The 26,739-nt window shown below is 44.9% G+C and carries 20 protein-coding genes and 1 other RNA gene; 7 read left to right on the top strand and 14 right to left on the bottom strand.

The window, feature by feature from the left end:
• Positions 1-88: 88 nt before the first annotated feature.
• From AC0VYA_RS03400 to pilM, 8 genes are all read right to left on the bottom strand, one after another.
• Entirely contained in the window at positions 89-1,627 is a 1,539-nt protein-coding gene (locus AC0VYA_RS03400; RefSeq protein WP_475490039.1) for an SPOR domain-containing protein, read from the bottom strand.
• Positions 1,628-1,750: 123 nt separating this feature from the next.
• Complete coding sequence (gene aroB / locus AC0VYA_RS03405; RefSeq protein WP_475490040.1) at positions 1,751-2,818, bottom strand: 3-dehydroquinate synthase; 1,068 nt, start codon at positions 2,816-2,818, stop codon at positions 1,751-1,753.
• Between the two features lie 32 nt (positions 2,819-2,850).
• On the bottom strand, positions 2,851-3,366 hold the full coding sequence (gene aroK / locus AC0VYA_RS03410; RefSeq protein ID WP_006990745.1) for a shikimate kinase AroK: 516 nt from the start codon (positions 3,364-3,366) through the stop codon (positions 2,851-2,853).
• A 234-nt stretch (positions 3,367-3,600) separates the two neighbouring features.
• The gene (locus AC0VYA_RS03415) at positions 3,601-5,343 is read right to left on the bottom strand and encodes a type IV pilus secretin PilQ (RefSeq protein ID WP_475490041.1); all 1,743 of its coding nucleotides are present in this window, start codon (positions 5,341-5,343) and stop codon (positions 3,601-3,603) included.
• Positions 5,336-5,869: a pilus assembly protein PilP gene (locus tag AC0VYA_RS03420; RefSeq protein WP_475490042.1), complete on the bottom strand. Its 534-nt coding sequence runs from the start codon at positions 5,867-5,869 to the stop codon at positions 5,336-5,338. The genes AC0VYA_RS03415 and AC0VYA_RS03420 overlap by 8 nt, the downstream gene beginning before the upstream one ends.
• Complete coding sequence (locus tag AC0VYA_RS03425; protein WP_473478169.1) at positions 5,866-6,477, bottom strand: type 4a pilus biogenesis protein PilO; 612 nt, start codon at positions 6,475-6,477, stop codon at positions 5,866-5,868. The genes AC0VYA_RS03420 and AC0VYA_RS03425 overlap by 4 nt, the downstream gene beginning before the upstream one ends.
• Positions 6,478-7,059, bottom strand: a complete 582-nt coding sequence (locus AC0VYA_RS03430; RefSeq protein ID WP_475490043.1) for a PilN domain-containing protein — start codon at positions 7,057-7,059, stop codon at positions 6,478-6,480. It lies immediately after the preceding gene.
• Positions 7,047-8,177 carry a type IV pilus biogenesis protein PilM gene (pilM, locus tag AC0VYA_RS03435; protein ID WP_011573561.1) on the bottom strand — a complete coding sequence of 377 codons (1,131 nt, stop codon included), beginning with the start codon at positions 8,175-8,177 and terminating at the stop codon, positions 7,047-7,049. The genes AC0VYA_RS03430 and pilM overlap by 13 nt, the downstream gene beginning before the upstream one ends.
• Positions 8,178-8,314: 137 nt before the next feature.
• Here pilM and AC0VYA_RS03440 point away from each other — a divergent pair, with 137 nt between their 5' ends.
• The 4 genes from AC0VYA_RS03440 to AC0VYA_RS03455 all read left to right on the top strand — a co-directional run bounded on the left by AC0VYA_RS03440 (position 8,315) and on the right by AC0VYA_RS03455 (position 14,862).
• Positions 8,315-10,999, top strand: coding sequence for a penicillin-binding protein 1A (locus AC0VYA_RS03440; protein ID WP_475490044.1), 2,685 nt, complete (start codon positions 8,315-8,317; stop codon positions 10,997-10,999).
• Positions 11,000-11,188: 189 nt separating this feature from the next.
• A complete protein-coding gene (locus AC0VYA_RS03445; protein ID WP_475490045.1) occupies positions 11,189-12,883 on the top strand; it encodes an NAD-dependent malic enzyme in 1,695 nt (564 codons plus the stop codon).
• A gap of 160 nt (positions 12,884-13,043) precedes the next feature.
• Positions 13,044-13,429: RNase P RNA component class A (rnpB, locus tag AC0VYA_RS03450), an RNA gene on the top strand.
• 281 nt (positions 13,430-13,710) lie between these two features.
• A complete protein-coding gene (locus tag AC0VYA_RS03455) occupies positions 13,711-14,862 on the top strand; it encodes a sensor histidine kinase (protein ID WP_232283284.1) in 1,152 nt (383 codons plus the stop codon).
• Here the strand turns inward: AC0VYA_RS03455 and AC0VYA_RS03460 are convergent.
• Positions 14,813-15,409 carry a TetR/AcrR family transcriptional regulator gene (locus AC0VYA_RS03460; RefSeq protein ID WP_475490046.1) on the bottom strand — a complete coding sequence of 199 codons (597 nt, stop codon included), beginning with the start codon at positions 15,407-15,409 and terminating at the stop codon, positions 14,813-14,815. The two genes, AC0VYA_RS03455 and AC0VYA_RS03460, sit on opposite strands and share 50 nt — an antisense overlap.
• 206 nt (positions 15,410-15,615) lie before the next feature.
• On the opposite strand from AC0VYA_RS03460, the gene AC0VYA_RS03465 reads away from it, so the two are divergent.
• On the top strand, positions 15,616-16,647 hold the full coding sequence (locus AC0VYA_RS03465) for an MBL fold metallo-hydrolase (RefSeq protein WP_475490047.1): 1,032 nt from the start codon (positions 15,616-15,618) through the stop codon (positions 16,645-16,647).
• A gap of 147 nt (positions 16,648-16,794) precedes the next feature.
• Here AC0VYA_RS03465 and AC0VYA_RS03470 read toward each other — a convergent pair whose 3' ends face one another.
• The 3 genes from AC0VYA_RS03470 to AC0VYA_RS03480 all read right to left on the bottom strand — a co-directional run bounded on the left by AC0VYA_RS03470 (position 16,795) and on the right by AC0VYA_RS03480 (position 22,921).
• Positions 16,795-19,962, bottom strand: coding sequence for a multidrug efflux RND transporter permease subunit (locus AC0VYA_RS03470; RefSeq protein WP_473478189.1), 3,168 nt, complete (start codon positions 19,960-19,962; stop codon positions 16,795-16,797).
• Between the two features lie 12 nt (positions 19,963-19,974).
• Positions 19,975-21,090 (bottom strand): efflux RND transporter periplasmic adaptor subunit, encoded by a 1,116-nt coding sequence (locus AC0VYA_RS03475; protein ID WP_473478192.1) that lies wholly within the window; start codon positions 21,088-21,090, stop codon positions 19,975-19,977.
• 346 nt (positions 21,091-21,436) lie between these two features.
• Entirely contained in the window at positions 21,437-22,921 is a 1,485-nt protein-coding gene (locus AC0VYA_RS03480) for a hypothetical protein (protein ID WP_475490048.1), read from the bottom strand.
• A 212-nt stretch (positions 22,922-23,133) separates the two neighbouring features.
• Here AC0VYA_RS03480 and AC0VYA_RS03485 point away from each other — a divergent pair, with 212 nt between their 5' ends.
• Positions 23,134-23,622, top strand: coding sequence for a thioredoxin family protein (locus AC0VYA_RS03485; protein WP_475490049.1), 489 nt, complete (start codon positions 23,134-23,136; stop codon positions 23,620-23,622).
• 318 nt (positions 23,623-23,940) lie between these two features.
• Here the strand turns inward: AC0VYA_RS03485 and AC0VYA_RS03490 are convergent, their stop codons facing one another.
• Both AC0VYA_RS03490 and AC0VYA_RS03495 read right to left on the bottom strand, forming a co-directional pair.
• Entirely contained in the window at positions 23,941-24,372 is a 432-nt protein-coding gene (locus AC0VYA_RS03490) for an OsmC family protein (RefSeq protein ID WP_475490050.1), read from the bottom strand.
• A gap of 394 nt (positions 24,373-24,766) precedes the next feature.
• Complete coding sequence (locus tag AC0VYA_RS03495) at positions 24,767-25,417, bottom strand: TetR/AcrR family transcriptional regulator C-terminal domain-containing protein (protein ID WP_473478205.1); 651 nt, start codon at positions 25,415-25,417, stop codon at positions 24,767-24,769.
• 133 nt (positions 25,418-25,550) lie between these two features.
• Here AC0VYA_RS03495 and AC0VYA_RS03500 point away from each other — a divergent pair, with 133 nt between their 5' ends.
• A complete protein-coding gene (locus AC0VYA_RS03500) occupies positions 25,551-26,642 on the top strand; it encodes an HlyD family secretion protein (protein ID WP_011573633.1) in 1,092 nt (363 codons plus the stop codon).
• Positions 26,643-26,739: the final 97 nt, after the last annotated feature.

Below are 26,739 nucleotides of genomic sequence, written 5' to 3' on the forward strand. Positions count from 1 at the left end.
GTGTCTTGTCAGGCCTTGATTTTGATGAAGATAATGCAAAGTAGAGATTGTAACGAGCCAATGGCAAAACAACAATTGGCATGTGGCTTTAATTGGCAGATTCAATTTCTTGATGCACTTTTTGTAACGCTTTAGGGAATGGCGTTGCCTCATGCAATCCTTTGGGCAGCGACGAAACACCAACTAATGCTGCGGCCAAAGACGGGTAATGTTTATTATACAAAAGTACATACCAATCATTGTTGTAGCGTTTGGTTTGGTACACCCATACGTATTGTTCAATTTTATTGTTGGTCAAATAAGTCTCAATGGCGCTGTGTACGCTAAAGCCGATCACCTGCAGCACGTACCCGTCTTTCGGCAGAGCCAATATAGTGGCTTCATCAAATGCATAGTCAGCTGTCGTTGATAATTCGCTTGGGGGTTGGGCTTTAGCGCTACCAGCTTGAGGCGTAATATCCGCAGCAAAGGGTTTTTGCAATGTGCCAGTTTGTACCATGCCATTCGTTGATTCTGACTCGGCTGCACGTTTGGTCTCTTTACGTGAGCTGCTAGCATCGTCTGCTGGCATTTCAGTCGATTTATTCTTGTTGGCATCAATGCGTTTACTTTCACTTTGCCAGTTTGATATGAGCGCGTCTGTTTTAACTTTCGGCGTAACCTCAGGTTTGGCGACCGCTCTTTCTTCAGGCGTAGCGCTTTGCACAGAAGTATTCAGATGAGCTGTTTGTGCTTCTCTTGCGGCAGATGAGTCCGATTCTTTATTTTTTTGACCCGTCGACGTGTCTTGAGGCGGTATCTCAATTACAGAGGTTGATGCGGTTTTATTTTGCTCTACGCCAGGCTTTATTGTGCTCAGTGAAGATATTGTATCTCCATCCTGATTATCAGCGTCACTTAACAGCTCTGGATACTGAGATAGCAAAATACTGGCAAATATCGCAACAAAGAGCAGTGCAATAACAGGAATAAACCACGGGCGCTGCATGATACTAGGGGATTCTACAGGGCTTGCTTGGTTTCGCTGCTCTATGCGCTGAGCAAACGTTTGTCGTTTATTCGCGATTAACTGCTCTAATTCACTACTCGATATGTTCGCCTCGTGATCCGCCGTTGCGCCGGTACTGGCACCCGCATCCACGACTATGACATTATTTTTATCGCCCAAGGCTTGGTAAGTTTGATTTATCCATTGGCGCTGGGCAAATACCAGCACATTGACTTGCCTGTCACTGCCTGCGTGTAGGGTTATAACAAGCTGCTGCAACTCTTCTAGCATACTGGCAGAGAGGTTTTCACCTTTGGATATGCATATCAGTAGTCCTTGTGTCGGGGCCGACTGAGCATGACCAATGTCAATACCAGGCGTGAGTATCTTGGCGAGGGGAGTGATGCCAGAATTGGGTGCTAATTTACTGGAAAGTTGTTGTGTCAGTTGTTGGCGAAAATCATTCAGCATCATACTTGGCTTAGCCGCAATGACAGCCACTTCGTCACTGTCATCTTGTTCAGCCAGTAGCGCATCAACACAGGTAGATACACTAAAATCGGGCTCAGATTTCACAAAAATGAGCCCCGAAGAATACTGAATTAAATGGCTAAGGCGTTTGTGCAATTCGCTTTGCAAAAGTGTTTACTCAAATGGTTTATTAAAATGTTAGTTCAATAAATTGTTTGTTCGAAGGTACGGGTCTAAAAAGTCATTCGTTTAATCGGTCGAGCGCTTAAATGAGACTCGTTTAGTACCTTGCTAATCTAACAATGAGCGCAACAGTGTTTCATCTAGCTCAGAGGTAACCACCGCATCGCCAATTGCTTTAGGTACGATGAAGTTGAGTTTGCCCGCTTGCACTTTTTTATCGTGTGCCATGTGCTGCATGAAGGTCTGATAACCCATCTTTGCTGGTGGCGCGATAGGTAGTGAAAATGCCTCTATTAAAGCAATAACACGCTGCACTTCTTCTTTGCTCATCCAGCCTTTCATTTGGCCTGCTTTCGCTGCGAGTACCATGCCTGCTGCGACGGCTTCGCCGTGTAACCAATTGCCGTAACCTTGCTCTGCTTCAATGGCGTGACCGAAAGTATGACCTAAATTGAGTAAGGCGCGAAGTCCTGACTCTCGCTCATCGATAGCGACAATTTCAGCTTTGATTTCACAACAGCGCGCAATAGCATATTGCAGGGCGTCAACGTCTTGCGCGATAAGTTGAGCAATGTTTTGCTCAAGCCATGCAAAAAATGCTTTGTCGTAGATGATACCGTACTTAATCACTTCCGCCATGCCGGCAGAGAACTCTTTTGCTGGTAAGGTTTGCAGGGTTTTGGTATCGATAAAAACGGCTTTGGGTTGATAAAATGCGCCAATCATATTTTTACCTAATGGATGATTAACCGCAGTTTTACCACCTACCGATGAATCAACTTGTGATAACAAGGTGGTAGGTATTTGAATAAAGGGCATACCACGCTGAAAACTCGCTGCGACAAATCCAGTTAAATCACCAATAACGCCGCCACCAAGAGCGATTAGCGTGGTGTCACGCGCTGCAGACATGCTAAGCAGCTGAGTGATCACATGCTCAAAGCTGGCCAGATTCTTGTGTTGTTCACCATCGGCAATGACAATTTTTTCAATCTTGATACTGGGTAAGCTGTCTATAACGGTTTGACTGTATAGCGGGTCAACTAGGTCGTTGGTTACCAATACCGCTTTATCTGTCTTGATGTAATCTGCCAGTTGGTTGCCTTGGGTGAGCAAACTCGGCTGGATAAAAATGGGGTAGCTACGCTCACCCAACTTCACTGTTAATGTTGTCATAAGCGCAGCCCTTTGGAGGTAATGTCTAGCTATTACTGATTGATTTTCTCAATGATCTGATTGGCTACCGCGCGGGCGCTTTGCTCATCAGTATCAACAATGTAATCAGCAGCATCTTCATACATTGGGTTGCGTTCTTCGGCGAGTCTACGCAATACGGTTTCTGGATCGTCCTTTTGCAGTAATGGACGACGTTTATCACGTTGCGTACGAGCGACTTGCTTGTCAATTGTGGTTTGTAAGTAAACCACAATGCCTCTCGCTGATAGGCGATTACGCACAGCTTTACTGACGACAGAGCCACCGCCAGTTGCCAAAACAATACCTTGTTTGTCGGTTAAATCATTGATGACGGTTTCTTCACGAGCGCGAAAGCCTTCTTCACCCTCTAAATCAAAGATCCAAGCGATATCAGCACCAGTGCGCTTTTCTATCTCTTGATCTGAATCATAAAATTCTAAATGAAGTTCGTCTGCGAGGTGTCTTCCAATCGTGCTTTTACCAGCACCCATCGGACCTATTAAAAAAATATTACGTTTTTCAGCCATTTTTGCTTAGTTCACAATTCTGTTATTTCGGGGGTAGAAATCTATATCGCGGCTACCCTTAAATGGATTAACCTGACCTCGTTGAAATTTCGAGGGCGGGATTATCTCAGCTTTACCCTGAAATTTGCAAGCTTTGTTAAGTCTAGGTGAAATTTAAATCGCTAGTAAGTGTGTTTTACGTGTACATGTGCGCTGGCTTTGTTGGCTTGCAAGTCATGTAACTCGCAGAATAGCTCATTCTAGAGCTAGGTCATCAAGCAATATTTTAGGCGTGACAAAAATCAGCAATTCACGCTTTTCATTGACGGTTTGGGTGTTTTTAAACAGATGTCCAAGGATTGGGATGTCCCCAAGTAGCGGAACTTGGCTTACATCATCAGTTGTCGTCTGCTGAAAAATGCCCCCAAGTACGATAGTTTCCCCGTTATTGACCAGTACTTGGGTGCTGATTTCTTGGGTATCAATCGCGACGGCTAAACCCGTTGAGGTATTGACTGTGTCTCCTCGAGTATCTTGGGTAACGACAAGATCCAAAATAATTCTATGATCCGGGGTGATATGTGGAGTGACTTTTAAACTCAGTACCGCTTTTTTGAACTCGACGGACGTAGCACCGCTAGACGTGGATTGTACGTAAGGTATTTCGGTCCCTTGCTCAATGTAGGCTTCACGTTGATTAGCCACCGTAATACGCGGACTGGCAATAACTTCACCCTTGTTTTCAGATTCAAGGGCGGATAATTCTAAATCCAATATGGTGCCATCCACTAAGCGGGCGACTTGAATGCCAATACTACCCGCTGGATTGGTAACGGGAAGATTAACATTTAGCCGATTATCAATAGACGGCACTACGCTGCTGCTAAGTGTGTCGGCGCCTTCGATAGAGCCAGATGTAGCCGTGTCACCAGAGTTATTACTAAAACCCCAGCGCACGCCAAGTTGTTCACCAGCGTTATCGCGCACTGTAACCATGCGTGATTCGATTAAAACTTGTTTAACGGGAATGTCTAGTGCGCGAATGAGCTTTCTCGCTTCATCAATTGAAGTTTGCGTGTCTCTGAGTAATACGGTGTTAGTACGTTCATCAACGGCAACACTGCCCCTTGGGCTTAAAATGCTGCTATCGGTATTCTTTAAAATACCGGCTACTTCTTTGGCTTTTGCATAGTTAATTTGTAAATTAGCCGAAATAAGGGGAGCGAGCTGAGCCACCTGTTGGCGGTTTTGCAATTGCTGGGTTTCTCTGGATGCGAGCTCTTCTGATGGGGCGATAAGTAATATGTTGCCTTCTAAGCGCTTATCTAAGCCGCGAATTTTCAGAATCATATCGAGTGCTTGATCCCAAGGTACGCCATTTAGACTGACAGTTACATTGCCGCGTACCGTATCCGTAGTAACCAGATTAAAGCCATTAACTTGAGCGATGATTTGCAACACATTACGCACTGGTACATCTTGGAAATCCAGTGAAATGGGCTCGCCGTTATACACAGAAGCACTTTGTTGTTGCTCAGTTGCTTGGGGCTTAATGATCAGCACTAATTGATTTTGATTCTTGCTGTGGGTGAACACCACATCTTCGAGTAAGTTGAATTCTAAAACGCTGGCCCCTTTTCTTGCGAGGGTGTCTATTTCTATAATCGGTGTGGAAAATTCCGCCACATTTAAGGTAAAGAACTGATCAGGCGCTAGTGTTGTGTCAGGTAGGGTGAGGGTCAATTTTCGCTTCGATGCGATTAATTGAGGAGCAATTCGCTGATTGTTAAAGCTCAAGGTCACCACGCCGTACCCTTCAGTTGAGCGGGTAAATTGTATGTCATTTAGCTGATTAGTGGTCAGTTCGTTAAGTGCAGCAACAGGGTCAACGAGCACCGCATCAGATTGTGCAAGACTAGGCAAATGCCATAAAGCGCAAAGTGCAATGGCGAATACGCACAGCAATTTTTTGGAATGTAAAAAGTGGCGACTAGCCATTGTTCTCTCCTGCATTGTCTTTCATCGACAAGGTTGCTTGTTTTTGCTGCCAGCAACCTGTTCCATCAGGCAACATTTCAGTGTAGGTGATTTTTCCGTCTTTAATTGCTGAGACCTTGCCATAAAAAAGTCCAAGATAATCACCTTTGGTCACACGGTATAATCGGCCTTCGTTGGTTTGAATTAAGGCCCAGACCTTATTGTTTTTATTGATGGTGCCAATAAAGGCCATAGCATCTATCCCGTAATGCTCTAGGGGTTGTTTAACGTGTGCCGTACTCGGTTGAGGGCAACTGGTTGTTGCTGCTGCCGTTTCAGCTTGCGGTACATTTTTCAATCGCTGGAATGGACTACGCATTTCATTTGCCGAATAGGCAAAGGCTGGTGATGTGGTAAATTCAGGGTAGGGCTCAATATTCACCGGTGTGTTGCTTTTAACATCCGCGATATAGGCGTTTAAATCTTGTTTTTGTTCTGAACAGGCTGCCAGTAAGAAGAGCATTGTAATCGCTATCAACGCTCTCATTTGTGTGCATCCGCTCGTGATTCAGTCAATTCAGCCCGATAGGTTTTGGCCGCTAACGTTAGCTTTAAATTGGATACCTCCTGACTCACTTCAAAATCATGCACGGTCACGATCCGTGGAAGAGCTGCAATATCAGAAACAAACTTGCCAAATGCATGATAGTTACCTGTCACTTCGATCTGGATGGGCAGTTCGGTGTAAAACTCCTTCGGGACTTCTTTTTGCCAATTGAGCAGTTTGAAAGTAAGGCCAGCAGAAGTGCCCACAAAGGTGATGTCGTCAAGTAATCCTGGCGTTTCGTTACTGGTGGGTAATGACTTAAGCATTGAAGAAAAGTCTTTTTCTAGGCGCTTAAGCTGCTCCTGATAAGCGGGTAAGTTTACTGCTATGTTGTATTTGCCTTGATAACTTGCTTTTAAATCGACCTCTTGTAATTGGACTTTTTCAAGCAGAGGAAGTTTGTCTTTTACCAAGGTGTAGTAACCCCCGATCAACGCAATGATAGCAACAAATAACGCAACAACGGTTTTCACCTCGAATGGCCAAGCGGCTATCTGATCAAAATCTAATTCGTTGAGTTCTTTGAGCTTCTTAACATCAAATTGCATTTATTTTGCTTCCCCTTGTGGTTGACTAAAATCAGGGGCGATATTGGGGCTAATGTTAAACTTGAGTTTAAATTCGCTTACGGCATCAGCTGCTGTGGTATCAGCCACAATGGAAGACAACTCACCGTCATTGAACACTGTTGAGTCAGACACATTACGCATGAAATTCGCCAGACGATTGTTTGAATCACTGACGCCGTCGATTTCTACGCGGTTGATAGTGCGAGAAAAGCGCGCAAAAGATACCCCCGAGGGCACCACACGTGCCAACTCATCGAGCACAATAGGCGCTGCATTGCGACTTACTTCTAGTTGTTCGATAAGTGTCATACGCTGCTCGATAGCGTCTTTACTTTGTCTTATGCGTTTAATTTCACCAATTTGCGCGTCGATTTTGACTAGCTCTGCGGTTAAAAACTGATTCCGATTTTCTTGAGTGGCAATAAGGTTATCGATGGTTTTACTGACTGCAAACATCAACAACACCATAGACACGCCGATAGCCACTAACATGGTTAGGTAGTTTTTCTTGTGTTGTTGACGCTGGGCTTCGCGCCAAGGCAGCAAGTTTATATGTGGCAAGGTGAAAAACTCCTGAATGCCAATCCGGTGGCAATGGCAAAGTTAGCTCCGTGAGCGGCGATAAGCTTGGCACTCTTTTCATCGCTTTGCATATCAGCTAAGGGATTAAAAACATTCACACTAATACCTAAGTCTTGGGCAAGCTCATCAGCTAAAGCGGGAAATGGGCCAATTGCCCCACAAATGAAAAGGTGCTTAGGAGAAGGCTGGTGGGATGCGCTCACATACATTTGAATTGCCCGGGTGATATGCTGCTGTAAGTTGGCATGGAAAAGTACGTAACATTCTTGCTGCCAATTTACCGGTAAAGAATGAGACACCAGCTTTTGATCGTACTCAACCCGAGTTAAATTAAAGTTCGAGCAGCTGTCTTGGGTAAGCGCATCAAAACCAAAGTTGTGCTCCTTGGTGTACAGAATGTTGTCATCTGTAACGGCGCAAAACTGCATTTGCGATGCTCCAATGTTAATACAGCATCGAACTTCATTTTTTACTTTGCTTTGCTCATCACTAGATATGATATCGCTATCGTTAGGGGGCGGTGTTTTAACGGGCGATGGTTGATGGGAAAAGTGCATCAATGCGTTGGCGAGAGCGTATACTTCAACATCTGAAATTTTGGGTTCAAAGCCCACTTCGTTTAATAGTGTAAGCCGAGAATCAAGCATGTCTTTATGAACGGCGCTGAGTAGCACTTCCACTTTCCCCGAGTAATTAACGCTGGGAGCGAGCCTTTCAAAATCTAAGTAAATCTCTTCAAGAGGGTACGGGATCAAGCTGTCGGCTTCTAGCTCAATTTGGCTTTCAAGTTCAACATCCGTTAAATCGTCGTCCATGTAAGCAAGTTTATTAATAACGGCTGGTCCAGATACGGCTATGACCACCTGTTTTACTTTCGTTTTTAGGCTGAGTTTTACTTTTTTCAATGCTTGGCTTAGTGCTTCGTAATCTTTAACTTCCCTTTCTGCAAAAGCATTGCCATTGATTGGCTCGCAAGCGATGGCTAGCACAGTGGTGCTTTGCTTGGTTTGCTCAAGCAGTACGGCCTTAACATAGCGGGTGCCGATGTCGAGTCCAATAAGGTGCTGCGCTTTTTTAGCCAATAATTTGTTAAACACGTAAGGTTCCGATGCAAATATACAAAGCGGGATGTTAGTATTATTGCTTAATTTTTAATTATTTATGGTTCTTATAACGGTACTTAGGTATAAAATATGAGTCATTTATTGCAACTTGTCTTGGTAATATTGTTTTCGTGAAGTTTTTAAAATCCGCATTTTTGATCCTTATCCTTGCTTTTGTCGTCGGTGTCGTCACGACTTTTGCCCTGTATTTTTACATGAAGCCAGACCTACCCAGTGTGGATATGCTCAAAGATGTGCGCTTGCAAACGCCGATGCGCGTTTACACCCAAGATGGGAAGTTGATTTCACAGTTCGGGGTGAAACGCCGTATTCCGCTTACCATTGAAGATGTGCCACAGGATTTAATTAATGCTGTTTTGGCCACAGAGGACAGCCGTTTTTATCAACATCCCGGGGTTGACCCTATCGGTATGGCGCGAGCTGTGGTCAACCTTATTTTGACTGGAGAGAAGGGACAGGGCGGTAGTACGTTAACCATGCAGTTGGCGCGAGGTTTCTTTTTAACGAGAGATAAAACATATATACGCAAAATTAAAGAAATCTTTATTGCTTGGCACATGGAGCAATTGCTCACCAAACAAGAAATTTTAGAACTGTATCTAAACAAAGTTGAACTAGGTCATCGTGCTTTTGGTTTTGGTGCAGCCGCCCAAGTTTACTACGGCAAAACGGTAAACCAGCTAACGCTTGCACAAATGGCAACCATTGCTGGGTTACCGCAAGCACCATCTGTCCTTAACCCTATCAGTCGTCCTGATCGCTCCAAAATTCGCCGTCGTGTGGTTCTGCTGCGTATGTTGGATGAGAAATACATTACTCAGGCTCAGTTCGATGAAGCGGTAAATGCACCGATTACGGCGAAAAAACATGGTGCCGAAATCGAATTCTCAGCACCTTATTTGGCTGATTTAATTTGGAATGAAATGGTCGAGCTGTATGGCAAAGAAGAAGCGGAAACCGGCGGTTATCAGGTTTACGCCACCGTACCTTCTGCCACTCAGTTAGCGGCGCAAAAAGCCGTTCAGCGAAACTTACATGACTATGATGAGCGCCATGGTTATCGCGGAGTTGAACAACAACTTTGGGTTCCCGCTGAGTTACCCGTCAAGCCTGAGGACACTGCTGGGTCACAGACCGCCCCCGCTATTTCTAGTGAACCATGGGATGAAGAGAAAATGCTGAGCTTCCTTGAGGAGTATCAAACATTTGAGTCTATGCAGCCAGCAATCGTAGCCAAAGTGAATGACAAAGACATAACCATTTTCACTCGCGCAGGTCGCTACAGTGTTATTGATTGGGATGGACTAGATTGGGCGCGCAAATACATAACAGACACTAGGCAGGGCAATGAGCCTGAAAAAGCCAGTGATATAGTCTCACAAGGTTCGCTGATTCTTATTCGCCAGCGAGAAGACGATAAACATTGGCAACTTACCCAGTATCCAGATGCCAGTAGCGCCTTTATTGCATTAAACCCTCACAACGGCGCTGCGCAGGCGGTGATTGGCGGCTACAGTTTTTACCAAAGTCAGTTTAATCGAGCGACACAAGCTAAGCGGCAAGTGGGCTCGAACATCAAGCCTTTCATTTATTCTTCGGCATTAGCCAATGGCTTTACCTTAGCTAGCATTATTAATGATGCCCCGATTAACCAATGGGAGCGCGGAACGGGCAATGCTTGGCGTCCAGAGAACTCGCCACCAGAATATGATGGGCCAATTCGATTGCGGGTTGCCTTAGGAAAATCAAAGAACGTGGTGTCAGTGCGCTTAGTGCGTGCTGTGGGGCTTGAAAAAGTACGCCAGCACTTGTCGCGGTTTGGTTTCGATTTATCAGAAATACCCAAAGATGAAACCGTGTCTTTAGGTTCGGGCTCACATACGCCGTTGGAAGTGGCGACAGCACTGTCCGTGATTGCCAATGGTGGCTTTTTAATTCAGCCGCATTTTGTTGAGCGCATTGAAGATGATTACGGAAAAGTGCTTTGGAAATCCAATCCAGTGCAAGCTTGTGACCCCTGTGGTGATGCTGATGAAGATGCAGCCGAACCTGAGCCTGAACAGATGATGGACATTGAAGCCATGCTTGCAGCTGAATTAGGCTCAGGGCAATTTGGGCAAAGCGAGGCGATGCCAGCACAAAGTAGTGACTCCGCTGATGCCCCTGCACCGAGCCGCTCGGCCCCAAGGGTGCTGGACGAAGACAACGCATTCTTAGTGGCAGAAATGATGCGTACAGCCGTAAAAACCAATGGTAATTGGAATAAGAAGACCTATTGGCAAGGTACGGGCTGGCGGGCAAGTAATTTGCTTCAAAGAGCGGATATAGCAGGAAAAACCGGTACCACTAATGATTCAAAAGATACTTGGTTTAGTGGCTTTACCAACGATTTAGTAGCGACAGTTTGGGTTGGTTTTGATGATATGAGTCGCAGTTTAGGACGCGCCTCACGCAACCAAAACTTAGTTAACAAAAACCCACAGAAATTTAATTTCATTGGCAACGCCATGATAGGTGGTGAAGATGGGGCTAAAGCGGCTGAGCCCGCTTGGATCCGCTTTATGCAACAAGCGTTAGATGGGGTGCCTGAAAAGAAACGTCCTATGCCGACGGATTTGGTGACCACACGAATTGACCTTGCTAGTGGTAAATTAACTCAGCGCACTGATCATACGTCAATGTTTGAGTATTTTATGCAAGGTACGGCCCCTACGAGCTATGTGAGTGACAGCGAATTTGTCGACCCAGCTGAAGAAAGCAGTGAACAAAGCAAACCACTTGAAGACATTTTTTAAGGCATCATAGTCTCCATCAGAAAACGCAGGTAGCTACGCAAAGTGGTTGCTAAGTGTTTTCGAAAGAAATGCTGCTAAGTGAGTCGGTGTGTATTGATATTACCGCTTGCACTTATCAGCATTTTTTTAATATTTCGCGTTTAAATTTTCTGCGAAGGCTTTGTCTTCGCGCCAAACAGGACACTTTTTATGAGTAGCTCAGCGCCTAAAAGTGCGTTATACATTCCTCATTCAGGCCCTTCTTTGCTTGAAACCCCCTTGCTCAATAAAGGCAGTGCGTTTACTGCCCAAGAACGCGTAGCGTTTAACCTTACAGGCTTGATCCCCCCACGTTATGAAAGTATCGAAGAGCAAGTCGAACGTGCGTATATGCAGTATTCAAGTTTCAACGAACCCATCAATAAGCATATTTATCTGCGTGCAATCCAAGATAATAACGAGACCCTGTATTATCGTCTTATCCAGCAGCATATTGATGAAATGATGCCGATCATTTACACCCCGACGGTAGGGGACGCGTGCGAGCAGTTTTCAGATATCTATCGTAGCTCTCGAGGATTGTTTATTTCCTATTCAGAGCGTCATCAAATGGATGACATTATTCGCAACGCCACCAAGCGTAAGGTAAAAGTCATAGTCGTGACGGACGGTGAGCGTATTCTTGGTCTGGGCGATCAAGGTATCGGCGGTATGGGCATTCCTATTGGAAAACTGTCTTTGTATACCGCCTGTGGTGGTATCAGTCCCGCTTATACGCTTCCTGTTATGCTGGATGTGGGAACTAATAACGAAAAATTATTAAACGACCCTATGTATATGGGCGCGCGTCATAAGCGTATTGGCCAAGCGGAGTACGATGAATTTGTTGATATGTTTATCAAGGCGGTCTTAAAGCGCTGGCCTGAAGTGATGCTTCAGTTCGAAGATTTCGCCCAGCCTAATGCGATGCCATTACTTGAGCGCTACCGCGATAAAGTCTGTTGTTTCAATGACGATATTCAGGGCACCGCAGCTGTCACGGTGGGGACTATTTTAGCGGCATGTAAAACCAAAAATGAAAAGCTTAGCGACCAACGCGTGGTGTTCGTTGGTGCAGGATCTGCGGGTTGCGGTATCGCTGAGCAAATCATCAAGCAAATGACGAGTGAGGGGATCACTGATGCGCAGGCCCGTAGTCAAGTCTTCATGATTGACCGGTTTGGTTTGGTCACAGACGATATGGAAGGCTTACGGGACTTCCAATTCCGACTTGCGCAGCCGTTGGCTAGTCAAGCAACATGGCAAAAAGTGGCGCAATATCCGTCATTGTTTGAAACCGTGAGCCAAGTCCAACCCAGTATTTTAATAGGGGTATCGGGGCAAGCGGGTTTATTCACCGAGCAAGTCATTCGGGAAATGAAACGCAACTGCGATTTGCCGATCATCTTTCCGTTAAGTAACCCTTCTCGTCAGGTAGAAGCCCGTCCTGAAAACGTTATTGAGTGGACTGACGGCGAAGTGATTATCGCTACCGGTAGCCCATTTAAGCCTGTGGAATATAAGGGGAAAACCTACCCTATCGCACAATGTAACAACAGTTATATATTCCCAGGAATCGGATTAGGCGTACTGGCAGCCAAGGCTAGTTTAATCAGTGACGAGATGCTGATGGCCACCAGTGCTGCGCTCGCCAATGCGTCACCTCTGGCGAATGGTACAGGGCAAGAATTGTTGCCACCACTGACAGGCATTGCGCAGCTAAGCAAGAAGATAGCCTTTGATGTAGGCAAAGTCGCTCAGAAACAAGGGTTAGCCCTAGAAGTGAGTGATGAAATACTCAGTGAGCGCATTGAAGGGAATTTTTGGCAGGCAGAATACCGCCCGTATAAACGCGTCAGTATCTAACGCGATTTATGGGTTGGGTGAAACGCCGCACATATTGCGCCGCATTGGTCGTATAAGGTGCGGCGTTTTTGTTTGTGCTCAATCGAGCCATGAACGCCATTGAATAATCCGTAGCAAACTAGATTGTAAGTCAGGCGTAACCTGCGTAGAATCCGCCTCCGGAGTTGGTCAGGCAATCGCCGCTTGTTAGATATTTCATTAGGGCTAGTCCCTAGAGTAATGTGCTAATAAGGGGAGGAAAGTCCGGGCTCCACAGGGCAGGGTGCCAGGTAACGCCTGGGCGGCGCAAGCCGACGACAAGTGCAGCAGAGAGGAAACCGCCTAAGCGCGCAAGCGCCGGTAAGGGTGAAAGGGTGCGGTAAGAGCGCACCGCACCACTGGTAACAGTGTGTGGCAAGGTAAACTCCACCCGGAGCAAGACCAAATAGGATCTCTTATGGCGTGGCCCACGTTGAGATCGGGTGTGTTGCTTGAGCCAGCGAGTGATTGCTGGCCTAGATGAATGGTTGCCCACGACAGAACCCGGCTTATCGACCAACTCCACCTAATTTCAATATTACTCCGCCTGATCATCAGGCGGTGTCTACTTTCATTTTTTAATAGCCTGCGTTGAATAATATAACTTTTTATTTCGCTATTTCTGTCTCTTATATTCAAAGTGCTGTCAGGTTGTAGACTTTAGTCTAGGTTTTCCGCATCGTAGCGCATTGCGCTAGCTAATCGCGATACAAAAGTTTACTTTTCTTATTAAGAGCCCACTGCATAGACGTCATTTATTGTAGGTTTTTATGGTAAAAAAAATAATCGATATGTTCAAAGGAAGAAGATTGGCCGCTCCATTAGTTAATTTGGAGCATAAGGATATGTTTCGTCTTGCAATGGAGCATTCAGCCATAGGTATGGCGTTAATATCACCAGACGGTACCTGGCTAAAAGTCAACAAAGCCATATGCGATATCCTTGGTTACAGCGAGAAAGAACTGCTTAAAATAGATTTCCAATCTATTACTCATCCTGAGGATCTACAAACTGACCTTACTTTTCTTAAGCAAATACTTGCCGGTGACATACAAACGTACAACATGGAAAAACGTTACTTCCATAAAAGTGGTCGATTGATTTGGGCTAAGTTGACGGTTTCTTTAGTAAGAGACAAAGCACAACACCCTCTGTACTTCATTTCACAAATTCAAGACATTACGTTGCAGAAAAAAGCCTCTGTAGATTTGTTGCAAGACAAGCAAGAAATGGAGGAGTTTGCCTATCGACTTACTCATGATTTACGGTCGCCATTGAGCTCTATGGGCTATCTTATGAAGATGATCACACAACAGATTAGTAACGGTGATTTACAGAGTGCCTTGAAGACAGTTCAAACCTCTCACGACGGGCTCTCTAAATTAAGTGATTTGGTCAGCGGTGTTTTGGATGTGAGCAAAGTTAAGCTGCAAGAGGAGAGCTCCCAACCTATTGATGTGTCAGTGATCGTGTGTGAAACACTGGCCGCTCTGAGTAATATGGAAAACTTCGAACGCTTAGACATTGAGACACGTTTTGAGTACATAGGAACAATCAACACTCAGCCTTATAAATTTACCCAAATAATTGACAACTTCATTTCCAATGCGATTAAGTACCAAGACACGGGTAAGGCCAATTCTTTTATTCGCGTCTTAACCTACAAGCTGAACCAAGAGTTCGTATTGGAGGTACAAGATAACGGTTTGGGTATTGATGAGGTGTATCGAAAAAAACTATTTCAAATGTTTGAACGCTTCCATCCTGCGGCTTCAGTGGGTACAGGGCTTGGTCTATACATGGTTAAAAAAAGTGCAGATTTAATTGGCGCTAAACTGGTTTATGCGGTTCCTGATAATGGTGAGGGGTCCATTTTTCGTGTGACGCTACCACTGGATAACATACCGGCTCTTACTTTACCTGATAGCGAGATAAAAACGTCGCAACAGTTTGTTCAATAATCTTTTTTAGCGGCAGGGAATTAGGTGTTTCAAAGCCAAACAAAACCGGATAAAACACAAATGACTTTAGCTGATAAACGAATTGTTTAGCCGCAAATTCTATATCTTCTATTTGCAGTTTATTGTTAGCTACCCCTTGGCGCAAGAAAGACTCAAGGTAACGCATACAACCAAATTGATTACTGGCGATATACTCGGCTAACGTCGGCTGTTGTAACATTTGCATAAAGGCTATTTTGGCTATACGTAAAAAGTGTTCGGAGTTAAGCAGTGACACTTCTTGTTGTGCGATTTTGGTCAGTTGAATATCAATCGCTACTTTGTTGCTAAAGCTCAACTCCTCATCTTGATTAAGGTGCTCAACCATTCGGCTAATAATCGCCTCAAATAGCGCATCTTTGGTCACAAAGTGGTTGTATACGGTACGCTTAGAAGCCTGAGCGGCTTTGGCGATTTGGTCCATAGTGGTGTGTTCTACACCATTTTCAAAGAACAATTGTTCAGCTGCATCTAAAATGTTTAAACGTTTCTTGTCTGATAATTTCACCCGAACTCCTCTTTTTATGTTTCTTTGCTAAAGGTTTAAAATCCGTTTCAAGGGCATGGTATCGCAACTAAAGTAGACTTGATAGTTTACTTTTTTGCTTCTTATGATAAATTACACTTCGCAGTTTACTTTTTGGAAGGTGAATGAAAACCTTTATTTTCAGCACAATCTCGATACTGATATGTAGCTTCATAGGAGCATGCGCGTTGAACAAAGAATTAGTTGCCACGATTGGTGATGAAGAGCCAAGTAGCCCTCATTACGATGGTGGAAAATTTAAAAATGCTGTGCACAGTGAGCCGCCAAGCTTGGGTAAAACACTAGGGATCTTTGCTCGCTACTTTACCGAGAAAAAGGTCGATGCAGTGCCCAATGAACATGTGCCGGTACAAGCTGTTACGCGTCAGCAATTAGATGCACTAAGTGATGATAAAGTTTACTTAGTTAAGTTGGGTCACTCGTCTATTTTGTTGAAAGTGTTTGGACAGTATTGGCTTATTGACCCAGTATTTTCTGAACGAGCATCGCCTTTTTCATTTATCGGGCCAAAGCGCTTTGAGCCGACGCCCATCAGTATCGAGGAATTACCACCAATCGATAAAGTATTCATATCACACAATCATTATGATCATTTAGACAAGGCTGCGATCAAATTACTCAATACCAAAACGACCTTGTTTTTGGTGCCGTTAGGCGTTCAAGGAGACTTGCAAAAGTGGGGCGTAAGCAATGACAAAATAAAACAGTTTGATTGGTGGCAAGAGTGGCAGACAGAGCATGCCTTAATCGCATTTACCCCTACACAACATTTTTCCGGTCGCGGGATTGGTGATGGAAATAAAACACTGTGGGGTTCTTGGGTGGTTAAATGCGATGGAAGAAGCTTTTACTTCAGTGGGGACTCAGGCTATTTTTCGGGCTTTAAAGACATAAGTGATAAATACGGACCGTTCGATGTAACCATGATTGAAACCGGCGCATATGACAAGGATTGGGCGGATATTCATATGACACCGGAAGAGTCTGTACAGGCACATATGGACTTAGCTGGTAAGGTAATGGTGCCTATCCATAACGGCACTTTTGATTTGGCGTTTCATCCTTGGTATGAGCCGCTAAACAGGGTTAAGCAAGCTGCTGCGTTGAATAAAGTCGCGTTGAGTACCCCTGAATTTGGCCAAGTCTTTACGCTTGACCAAGCGCCTATTCAAACCCTGTGGTGGAAGGAAGCACCTTAAATTGGTGATGGTAGCCTTAAGTCGACGAAATCGCACTGGGCCTTGGAATCAACCTTTAGGGGAATAACAAGCCTATCCGCGGGACATAAAAAAAGCCCGCCAGAACAAGTTTAAGTATTCTGGCGGGCTGATGCTATCTAGCGCTAATTACTCTCTTTCAATCACCGGCACTCGGCCCATTTCATCCAATTTCTGACCTTTCACTAGCATTGATAGTTTACGCATTAAAACGTAAAACACGGGTGTGAATATCAAGCCAAAGAATGTCACACCTAACATGCCACTGAATACCGCCACGCCTAATGCTTGACGCATCTCTGCTCCTGCTCCAGTGGCTGCTGCTAGGGGTAAAACGCCAAGAATAAAAGCGAACGAGGTCATTAAAATAGGACGTAATCGTAGTTTGGCGGCATCGCTAGCGGCCTCATATAAGCCAGCTCCTTCATGCTCACGGTGACGGGCAAATTCTACGATAAGAATGGCATTCTTACTGGCAAGACCAACGAGCACGATTAAGCCAACTTGCGTCAAGATATTGTTATCTAGCCCCATAAGGTGCACACCGATGATGGCGCTAAGTAAACACATGGGTACGATGAGAATAACAGATAAAGGTAGCGTCCAGCTCTCATAAAGCGCAACCAGTAGCAAGAACACGAAGACCACCGCGAAGCCAAAAGCCAATATACCGGTACTGCCTGACTGTTGTTCTTGATAGGCCAATTCAGTCCATTCGTAGGTTATTCCGTCGGGCAAAATCTCTGCCGCGAGTCGCTCCATAGTGGCGATCGCTTCCCCTGAACTAAAGCCTGGCGCAGTACTGCCGATTAAATCTGCCGCTGGGTATAAATTATATCTTGGCACTCGTGAAGGGCCTGAGCGATATTCAAACGTTGCCACTGAGCTCAGGGGAACCATTTCACCTGATGAATTACGTACACGAATTCGCCCTATGTCATCGGCTTCCATTCTGTAAGGCGCGTCAGCTTGAGCCGTTACCCGGAACGTTCTGCCTAGGTAGCTAAAATCATTGACGAAGGCACTGCCTAAGTAGATTTCTAGGGCGCTAAATACGTCTGATACGGATACACCCAATCGTTCAACTCGTTCACGATCAATATCTGCGTACAGTTGCGGTGTGCTGGTTTCAAAGAAGCTGAACACCGCAGTGGTAGCAGGTTCTTGATTTGCTGCACCAGCGAGCTGCCACATCGCTTGTTCGAGTGCTGGCAGGCCTCGGCCACTTCTGTCCTCAAGCATCATTTTAAAGCCACCGCCATTACCAATACCGCGCACTGGTGGTGGCGGAATAACGACCACATTGGCTGAGTCGATAGAGCTCATTTGTGCCCTTGCGTTGCCAAGGACGCTGTCAAATGTAGCGCCAATTTCAGCGCGCTCATCAAAGGATTTCATGATGGCAAAAATTGCCGCTGAGTTGGTGGCATTGGTAAACGTCGCACCGGAGAACCCAGCAAAAGCAACGGCATTCTCAACGCCTTCAATGCTAAGTAATTTGTCTACCGCTTCTTGCACAACGGCATCCGTGCGAGAAAGCGAAGCACCAGAGGGTAACTGGACGCCAACAATCAAATAACCTTGGTCTTGAGCAGGAATAAAGCCTTTGGGCACGATGCTAAACATGTAAACCGTAAAGCCCATAAGCAACACATATACAAACGACATAATTGAACCATGGCGGACAAGCTTGGCGACCATGCGTGCGTATTTATCTGAGGTTCTGTCCATACCACGGTTAAATTTGCCCGACAGGTAATGAAATACACCGCTTTTTTCTGATTCGTCTTTATGAGGCTTAAACAGCACTGCAGAGATAGCAGGACTGAGGATCAATGACACAGACACCGAGATGATAGTGGCTACGGCGATGGTGATACCAAACTGACTATAAAATTGTCCTGAAATACCGTCCACAAAGGCTGTGGGCAAGAATACCGCGACCAGTACTAGGCCAATCGCCAGTACCGCTCCGCCGACTTCTGTCATGGTCTGACGAGCAGCTTTTAAAGGACGCATACCATCGGCCATTAAACGTTCCATGTTCTCAACCACTACGATGGCATCATCAACAACAATTCCGATGGCTAACACCAGACCAAATAAGGTCAAGTTATTTAAAGAGAAGCCAAATGCACTTAGCACTGCGAACGTACCGACTAACGATATAGGAATAGCGATGATTGGAATGAGCGCTGCACGCCAATTCTGTAGGAACACCATAATGACTAAAACAACCAGGGCTATTGCTTCGTATATGGTGTGTTCAACGGCGGTAATTGACTCGCTGATAAAGTTAGTCGGGTTATAGGCTATTTCATAGGTTAAATCTGGTGGGAAATTTTTCCCGACCTCAACCATGGCAGCCTTAATAGCGTCCGCCGTCTCAATGGCATTCGAGCCTGGACGTTGGAATACCGGCATCGCGACGGCTTTTTTGTCTCCTAAATAACCGCGGGTGGTATAACTTTCTGCACCAAGCTCCACACGGCCCACATCGCGCAAGCGCACGATTTTTCCGTCTTGGTTTTTAATAATGACATTTTCAAATTCTTCAGGCTCAATCAGTTGCCCTTGGGTTTGAACGTTTAGCTCAAATGCAGTTTGTCCTGCATCCACAGGGGACTGATTTAAGGTGCCGCTTGCAACCTGAATATTTTGTCCTCGCAATGCGGTTACCACTTCTGCGGCCGTCATATCAAGAGACGCAATGATGTCTGGGTCAAGCCAAACGCGCATAGAGTATTGGCTGGCGCCAAAGGTTAAGATATCGCCGACTCCATCGATACGAGATAGCTGGTCACGAATTTGTAGCGCAGCATAGTTAGCAATGTAGGTTTGATCGTATGTACCATTGGGCGAGTACATGTTGACCACTAACATTAAATCCGGTGAGTTCTTTTTGGTGGTAATACCTAAACGGCTAACTGTTTCAGGTAATCTAGGTTCAGCGATGGCCACGCGGTTTTGAACCTGCACTTGTGCGTTATCTAAATCCGTTCCCAGTTTGAAAGTAACCGTGATGGTGACTCGCCCATCAGCCGTTGACTGAGACGACATATACAGCATATTTTCCACGCCGTTTATTTCTTGCTCCAATGGCGTTGCGACGGTTTTAGCCGCTATTTCAGCGCTTGCGCCGGGGTAGGACGCCACCACCTGAACAGTTGGCGGGGCTATTTGTGGGTACTGCTCAACAGGCAAACTGAAGTACGCAAGACTGCCTATGATTAAAACAATAATTGCCAAGACCGAAGCAAACTTCGGTCGGTCGATGAAGAAATGAGATATGTTCATTTTATGCGTCCTTTACAGCGAGTATTGGCTAGAAAGGTCAACATTTTCTGCCTGAACTGGCGTACCGGGACGGGCGCGCATCAAGTTATTCAAAATAATATGGTCATCTTGGGTTAAACCAGATTCAATGACGCGTAATTCCTTAGTGTGTAATTTACCCAAAGTAACGAATTTACGATCGACTTTACCTTCATCGTTCACCACAAAAACGAATTTACGGGATTGGTCTGTACCGATAACAGCATCAGGGATAAGGATTTTTTCAACATTCAATTCAGACAATAAACGAATACGACCAAACAAGCCCGGCACGATAAATCCACCCGGGTTATCTAATATAGCGCGGCCAACGATAGTGCCGGTGTTTTGGTCGATTTGGTTATCGACAAAGTCCATAACACCAGAGTGAACAAAATCTTCTTCATCTTGTAAGCGGACTTTGACAGGATTGGACGCACTACGTGAGCTTTCACGTTTGTTGGATTGGCTAAGGCGAATGTATTTTAGTAGGTCACGCTCGCCCGCATCGAAATAAAAATGGATAGGGTCAATAGATACAACATTTGTCAGTAAAGATGCACTCGTTGCGCTGCCATTAACGAGGTTGCCTTCGTTAATTAAATCACGTGAGACCACACCATCAATCGGTGATTTAACTTCTGTGAACTCCAAATCGAGCTTAGCCGTTTCAACATTGGCTAGCGCGATATCGTATTCGTTTTGACGACGGTCTACTTCTTCTTGAGACAACGAGTTCTTCTTACGCAAATCTTTGCCTCTAGCCAATTCTTTTTTTGCTAACGCAAACTGCGATTCTGCACTTTGTAAGGCGATTTTAAATGGGCGTTGGTCGATAACGAAAAGCACGTCCCCTTTCTTGACCATTTGACCATCTTTAAAGTTTACTTTGTCCAAATAGCCGCTAACCCGTGCGCGAATATCCACTTGCTGAGTCGCTTCGAAGCGACCCGTGTATTCATCCCACTGTGTGATGACTGCTTTTATCGGTGCACTGGTTTCAACCGGCAGAGCTTGCGCTGCGGATGGTTTTTGCTCAGATTGCTTTGAGCACGCGGTCACTATAGTCAAAAGAATAGTGGTCAGTAGAAAGGGCTTGAGTAAGCGCATTAAGTTAAATCCTCGTTTAGCGTGAGCAACACACGCCTGATGTATAGTGGTTTCGGTTTTCATAGTATGGTTGAATTGAGATAGGTTATTGTTAGATTCCACGCAAAATACGTATTTCGATGCAATTTATCGGTGAAACGCCTAAATCCAATGTTTTCACTTAGCTTGTACGAATAAGGACAGGATAAAGACTAATAAAATCTCAATACTTTTGCCTAAAGGCTAATTGACTTAGCATCCTGTAAAGCAGGTGCCGAAATGGGGACATTCAGTAAGCAATCAAGAGCAACAGGGTAGAATTGAGTGCTATAAACTCATCTTTTTAGTTATATCAATAAAGTAAACACTATTTCTTATGTTGTAGCCAAAAGTTCTGCTGCTTTTTAAAGTGAAAATAAGCGTACGCAGACCAATGATTAGGAAGTGTGTCTTTACATTTAGGTTGATCGAGTTTTTCAGCAATATTTTGAGCAAGGCCATTCAGGTGTTCTTCCGGTAACGCGTTGAATTGGTTATAAGCGTCCTCAAAATACAAATTTTGCTGCTGGGGAATAACAGTTTGTTTGCCAGCTGGGTACTCAGCGTTTAATGAATTAATTATACGGCAATGAGGGTTATTCGCTCTTGGCGGGTTAAGCATATTGACCAAAGCGTAAGCATAGTGTTTCTCAGCCGTATCATCTATCTTCTCGTGACAAAAAACGACGCCAAACCCCATGGGGAAATGACCCACAACCTGTTGCAAGCTTTGCGCACCCGTTAAGGTCAATGCGCCTTTTTGAGCGGAATGTAAAACGACCTTAGTGGCTTTAGGTAAGTCAGCAAAATTAAAGTTGGGCTTGGTGGAGAGTACAATGGACGTATAAATCTGCGCGGCTTTGAGCGCGCTGCCGAGGGCTTCTTTAGGTTTAATCGCTCCATTTAGCATGCTTAGTAGTAATCGAGCTCGATTAGCTTCACTTTTCTCAAACCGCTCTTGACGTTCTTTGAACTCTACAGAGTCATCATTTTCTTCGCTAAATTGTCCCTCGCCCAATCCATTATTTGCATAATCAATGGTTTGTTCATGGTTCATGATTAAAAGAGGCACACGTACTTCTTTTTCTAATACGCGATACGGGTCTTGCGAACCGTCTGAGCCTTTCAATAAACGCTGAATTTCAGGATGCTGCATACCAATGTCTTGCAATATGGACGCGCTAATTAACGGAATGGCGACATCTTTTTGGAACAAATTTAAATTTTGAGGTGCTTTTGCTGGTGTGGAGAATCGCGATGATTCATTGAAGCGACTGACAACATACGCGTTTTCAACCTGTTCATTCTTAAGCATTTGATCCAATAAGCGTAAGCTCAGCACGGCCTTATAAAAAGGTTTGCAACGCTGATGCGTTTGCGCCACAGCGTTACCTTCTGGCGGGCATATCAGGAGTAAGGTAGCTAGGACTTTGGCGCTTTTTTGCTGAGTTTCTTGCCAACTCGTGCCTTCACATAGTTGAATTATTTCAGTACATATTTGATTGAGAGTCTGAAGACGTGCATATCTTAAACGGGACTGTTTGCTTCTTTCGTCCTTGAGTGCTTTTTGGGCTTGAATATGAAGCTCACGAAATTGATTCTTCTGTATTTCGTTTTGAGCTGAGTCAATTGTTCTTTGCTTCTCTTCGATATCTTGAGTGAGCTGCATGATCGTTCGCGCTTGACTCGGGGCCGATTGGAAATAGATTTCAGCCTGTTCGAACAAAGATTCTTTTGCTTGGGTTGCATCATTAATTTTTGCCACCAACGCATTTACCGATTGAGTAAGAGCGCTATCGCTTGGTGTCGCCATAATCCTTGTCCTATGTATTAAATGTGCCGCATAGCTGTTATCAGTTTAGTCGAAAAAAAGGGTAGCAAGTTACTGTTTTTATTTTGATTTAACTACTCAAGACGCTTCGGTAGTAATATTACACCAAATCATAATCTCAGTAATGTGTTAACTTGAAATTTGATGACATGTGATATTGAATACCAGTGAGTTAACCGAAGGAGCCAGCCAGTTTGAATCGTATTAAAAAAGTGACTTTATTTATATTATTGGGTTTTGTGTTAACCGGCTGTAGTCATTCAGTGGGCAGTGAGCCTGACTTAGTGGGGGAAATCAGCGCAGAGCAATTGTTGGCCCAATACCCGGCCTTTCAAACCGAATATAAAGCGTATCAACCAAGCAAAGAGGAACTGGCTGCGGTAGCAGAACTGCAAAAAGATACCCTTGTGGTTTTATTTGGTACCTGGTGTCACGACAGTCAACGTGAAGTGCCGCGTTTGTTAAAGACCTTTGACCTAAGCGGGTTGGAGGTGCCTAAGCTTACGTTGGTCGCCGTTGACCGGAGAAAGTCAGACCCTGAAGGCTTGGCAGAGCAGTACGGGCTTAAATACACACCCACGTTTGTTCTACTGAACAATGGAAAAGAGTTAGGGCGGGTCATCGAAAGACCCAAAACCGGCTTAACTCAAGATCTTAAAGCGCTGGCAGCTGCGACGCAGTAGGAAGACATGATTAATTGGTCAATCAAAGAGGGCATGAAGCGTTTTCAATTGTGCTGCGATGCCGTGTAAAAATGGCGATGCGAAGTTGCTGATTTTCAACTCAGATCTTAGCTCTTCTGATTACCCAGTTTCGTTAAACCCATTCTTAATCAAATACGGTTAATCGAATAGGGTCAATCAAGTAGGGATAATCGAATAGGGTGGGAGAAACGAAAGCCGCAGGGTAGTTATCCCCCGAGGCCTTACACTTGATGAGCCATCGGTATTAGGGGCTCATGCCGTTAAGGCTTTATTTACCACTGGCGTTATATAAAACGGCTAGGTGGATAGATCGATTGCTAAGGTTATCTTGGTATCTAGCAGTTTTGATACGGGGCAGTTGGCTTTTGCTTCTTGTGCTATTTCTGAGAACTCGTCTTCGGATATCCCTGCTACTGTTGCGCTTAAGCTCAATGCTGACTGGCTAATTTTGTAGCCATTATCTGTCTTATCTAAACTGATTTTCGCTGTGGTTTTTAATTCACCGTCTTCGTAACCTGCATCTGCTAGGGCCAACGAAAGAGCCATAGTGAAGCAGCTTGCATGCGCAGCACCGATGAGTTCTTCCGGGCTACTGCCTTTGCCGTCTTCAAAACGTGTATTGAAGCCATATGGGTGATTTGATAATGCGCCAGTTTCTGTAGAAATACTGCCTTTGCCTTTCTTACCTAATGGCTTATAGGTTGCGCTGCCAGATTTAACAATACTCATATAATGTCTCCTGCACTGATTTTATTACTAAGATGTGGTGGTAACTTAACGGTCTCAAGTAGCCTAAATGCGATCTTCAAGCCGCTAACGGATTTGCTATCAACGATGCAAATGCTCTGCCGAGTTCTCAGAAAACATTAACTGCACGCGCAGCGCGGGTTATAGAGCAATGTATTGAGTGAAAAACAAATCTATGGGGGCGCTACGGGGTGAGGTTTACAAGGGGGTATGCAAGATTTACTGAATCGAGCTTGCATGAATTGGCTTTCGAAACTGCGTATTAACCGCAGCGTTATAGTCGTGCAAAAAGCACGCAATATTAACGATGGCTTATCTGGGCGGTTATTAGAACGACTTTCAACGCCTGAAATCGCCTTAGCGTTTGACGCACTCTTTAGCGACGAGCATAACCACCGAGGAACATATCAACTGCTGCGGTTACAAATTTTTCTTGCTCCTCAAGGGGTAAGTTGACCACTTCCCCCAACATGCATCGAATGTGATAGTTGCCTTTTAATGCGCCCATAAAGTGACTGGCAGCAATAAAGCAATCTGGAATATCCAATGTTTGTTTATCAACTTGGGTTTGCAGGTAATCCGCTAAGTTACGTATTGCGCGCTCAGTAGCAAGCGTTAAGAATATTTCACGCAGTTTGGGATTGCGTACCGCTTCGCCTATCAGCAGGCGGTGTATCGCGCCCACCTCCGGCGAAATCACCATACTGAAAAAACGCATGCCTATCACCTGCAATGCATCTTTTGGGGTTTTGTGTTGTAAATCACCATAGTCAATTTCGCCCAGTAGCTGGTCACTCTTACGCTCGATAACGGCATAAAATAACCCCTCTTTGTTGCCAAATAATCGGTAAAGGGTGGCTAGTGAGCCGCCAGCTAAAGCAACGATATCTTGCAGATTCGCTGATTCAAAACCAGATTGAACGAAAACACGCGTCGCGGCTTGAATAATTTTATCACGGCGAATAAGGCCACGTTCTCGTGGTGCATACTCAGTGGTGTTGCTAGCTAGTGGTGTCTTTGGGGGCATGGCTTAACTGCATTAATGAGACGAAATAACCATAACAAAAATTTATGTTATTTGCCTGTTATCAATTGAACGATTAGAAGTGTAGTGTAATATACATTACACTTAATGTAACGCACACAAATTTGGACTCCCAATGTGGTTAAGAAAAGGTTTTTTCCTCGTCGTTTTAGTGTTGGTCGTGGGGTGGATAGCAACTAAAGGCTACGAGTGGTACGAACATGGGCGATTTATTGAAGAAACCGATAACGCGTATATCAAATCAGACAATATCTCCATTCGAGCTGAAATATCCGGGCGTATCGAAACCTTAGCCGTGCAAGAAAATCAACATGTGCGCCAAGGGCAACTTCTGGTCAAAATTAACGCCAGTGATTACCAAGCAAAATTAGCACAGGCTAACGCTGAGCTTAGCGTTGCCGAAGCAGCCCTTGTTAATGCTCAGCAGCAAATTAGTCTGCAAGATAAAAAAATAGATGAAGCAAAAGCCAATATTGATGCGGCCAAAGCAGAAGTAAAGCGCGGCGAGCTTAATTTAGCTCGCTTCCAAGTTTTAGATAAACAGTCTTTCGACTCCAAGCAGCAACTGCAAAATACCGAAGCTGACGTGGCGGTTGCCAAAGCTAAGCAAGCCCAAGCTGAAGCGGCTTACGCTGCTGCACAACAGATGTTTGCTGTGCTCGATGCACAGAAGCAAAGTGCTGCAGCCAACATCAGTTCCGCTGAATCACAGATTGCTTATGCGCAAAGCCAGCTGGCTAAAACAGATATTCTGGCACCAAGCGATGGCATAGTCGGTAATTTAGGAGCTCGCACTGGGGGCTTGGTTCAACCGACCATGACACTCTTGTATTTGGTACCGCTTCCTCAAGTGTATGTTGTGGCAAATTACAAAGAAACGCAGATAGGCCACATGACAATCGGCCAGCCTGTAAAGCTCACAGTAGATGCTCAAGATGATGTGGAGTTTACCGGGGTGGTAGCGTCTATTTCACCAGCCACCGGCTCTGAATTTAGTTTACTGCCTAAAGATAATGCCACCGGAAATTTCAATAAAATCGTACAACGTGTGCCTGTTCGAATTCACGTCACAGGTCCAAGCGAGTATTTGCATTTATTGCGTCCTGGTTTATCTGTGGTACCGCATGTTGATACACAAGGTTTCAATCAACAAAGTGCCTATTTGCCCAACGAAGAAGTGCTGACCACGCAACGCGATAGGCATTAACTAAACTGGCAAGCACATGAATCATCTTTTACCGGTACTGCCAAAAATACTCGCTTGCCGCGTACATCAAATCGGTACGAAATATGACAAGTCGAGT

Source organism: Paraglaciecola sp. QJM3NY_14 (assembly GCF_056173245.1).

Bases quoted from the DNA above. Each gene is read 5' to 3' on its own strand.
- aroB (WP_475490040.1), bottom strand. From the start codon at position 2,818: ATGACAACATTAACAGTGAAGTTGGGTGAGCGTAGCTACCCCATTTTT.
- AC0VYA_RS03470 (WP_473478189.1), bottom strand. From the start codon at position 19,962: ATGAACATATCTCATTTCTTCATCGACCGACCGAAGTTTGCTTCGGTC.
- AC0VYA_RS03490 (WP_475490050.1), bottom strand. From the start codon at position 24,372: ATGAGTATTGTTAAATCTGGCAGCGCAACCTATAAGCCATTAGGTAAG.
- AC0VYA_RS03445 (WP_475490045.1), top strand. From the start codon at position 11,189: ATGAGTAGCTCAGCGCCTAAAAGTGCGTTATACATTCCTCATTCAGGC.
- AC0VYA_RS03500 (WP_011573633.1), top strand. From the start codon at position 25,551: ATGTGGTTAAGAAAAGGTTTTTTCCTCGTCGTTTTAGTGTTGGTCGTG.
- AC0VYA_RS03425 (WP_473478169.1), bottom strand. From the start codon at position 6,477: ATGCAATTTGATGTTAAGAAGCTCAAAGAACTCAACGAATTAGATTTT.
- AC0VYA_RS03415 (WP_475490041.1), bottom strand. From the start codon at position 5,343: ATGGCTAGTCGCCACTTTTTACATTCCAAAAAATTGCTGTGCGTATTC.
- AC0VYA_RS03495 (WP_473478205.1), bottom strand. From the start codon at position 25,417: ATGCCCCCAAAGACACCACTAGCTAGCAACACCACTGAGTATGCACCA.
- AC0VYA_RS03420 (WP_475490042.1), bottom strand. From the start codon at position 5,869: ATGAGAGCGTTGATAGCGATTACAATGCTCTTCTTACTGGCAGCCTGT.
- AC0VYA_RS03480 (WP_475490048.1), bottom strand. From the start codon at position 22,921: ATGGCGACACCAAGCGATAGCGCTCTTACTCAATCGGTAAATGCGTTG.
- aroK (WP_006990745.1), bottom strand. From the start codon at position 3,366: ATGGCTGAAAAACGTAATATTTTTTTAATAGGTCCGATGGGTGCTGGT.
- AC0VYA_RS03475 (WP_473478192.1), bottom strand. From the start codon at position 21,090: ATGCGCTTACTCAAGCCCTTTCTACTGACCACTATTCTTTTGACTATA.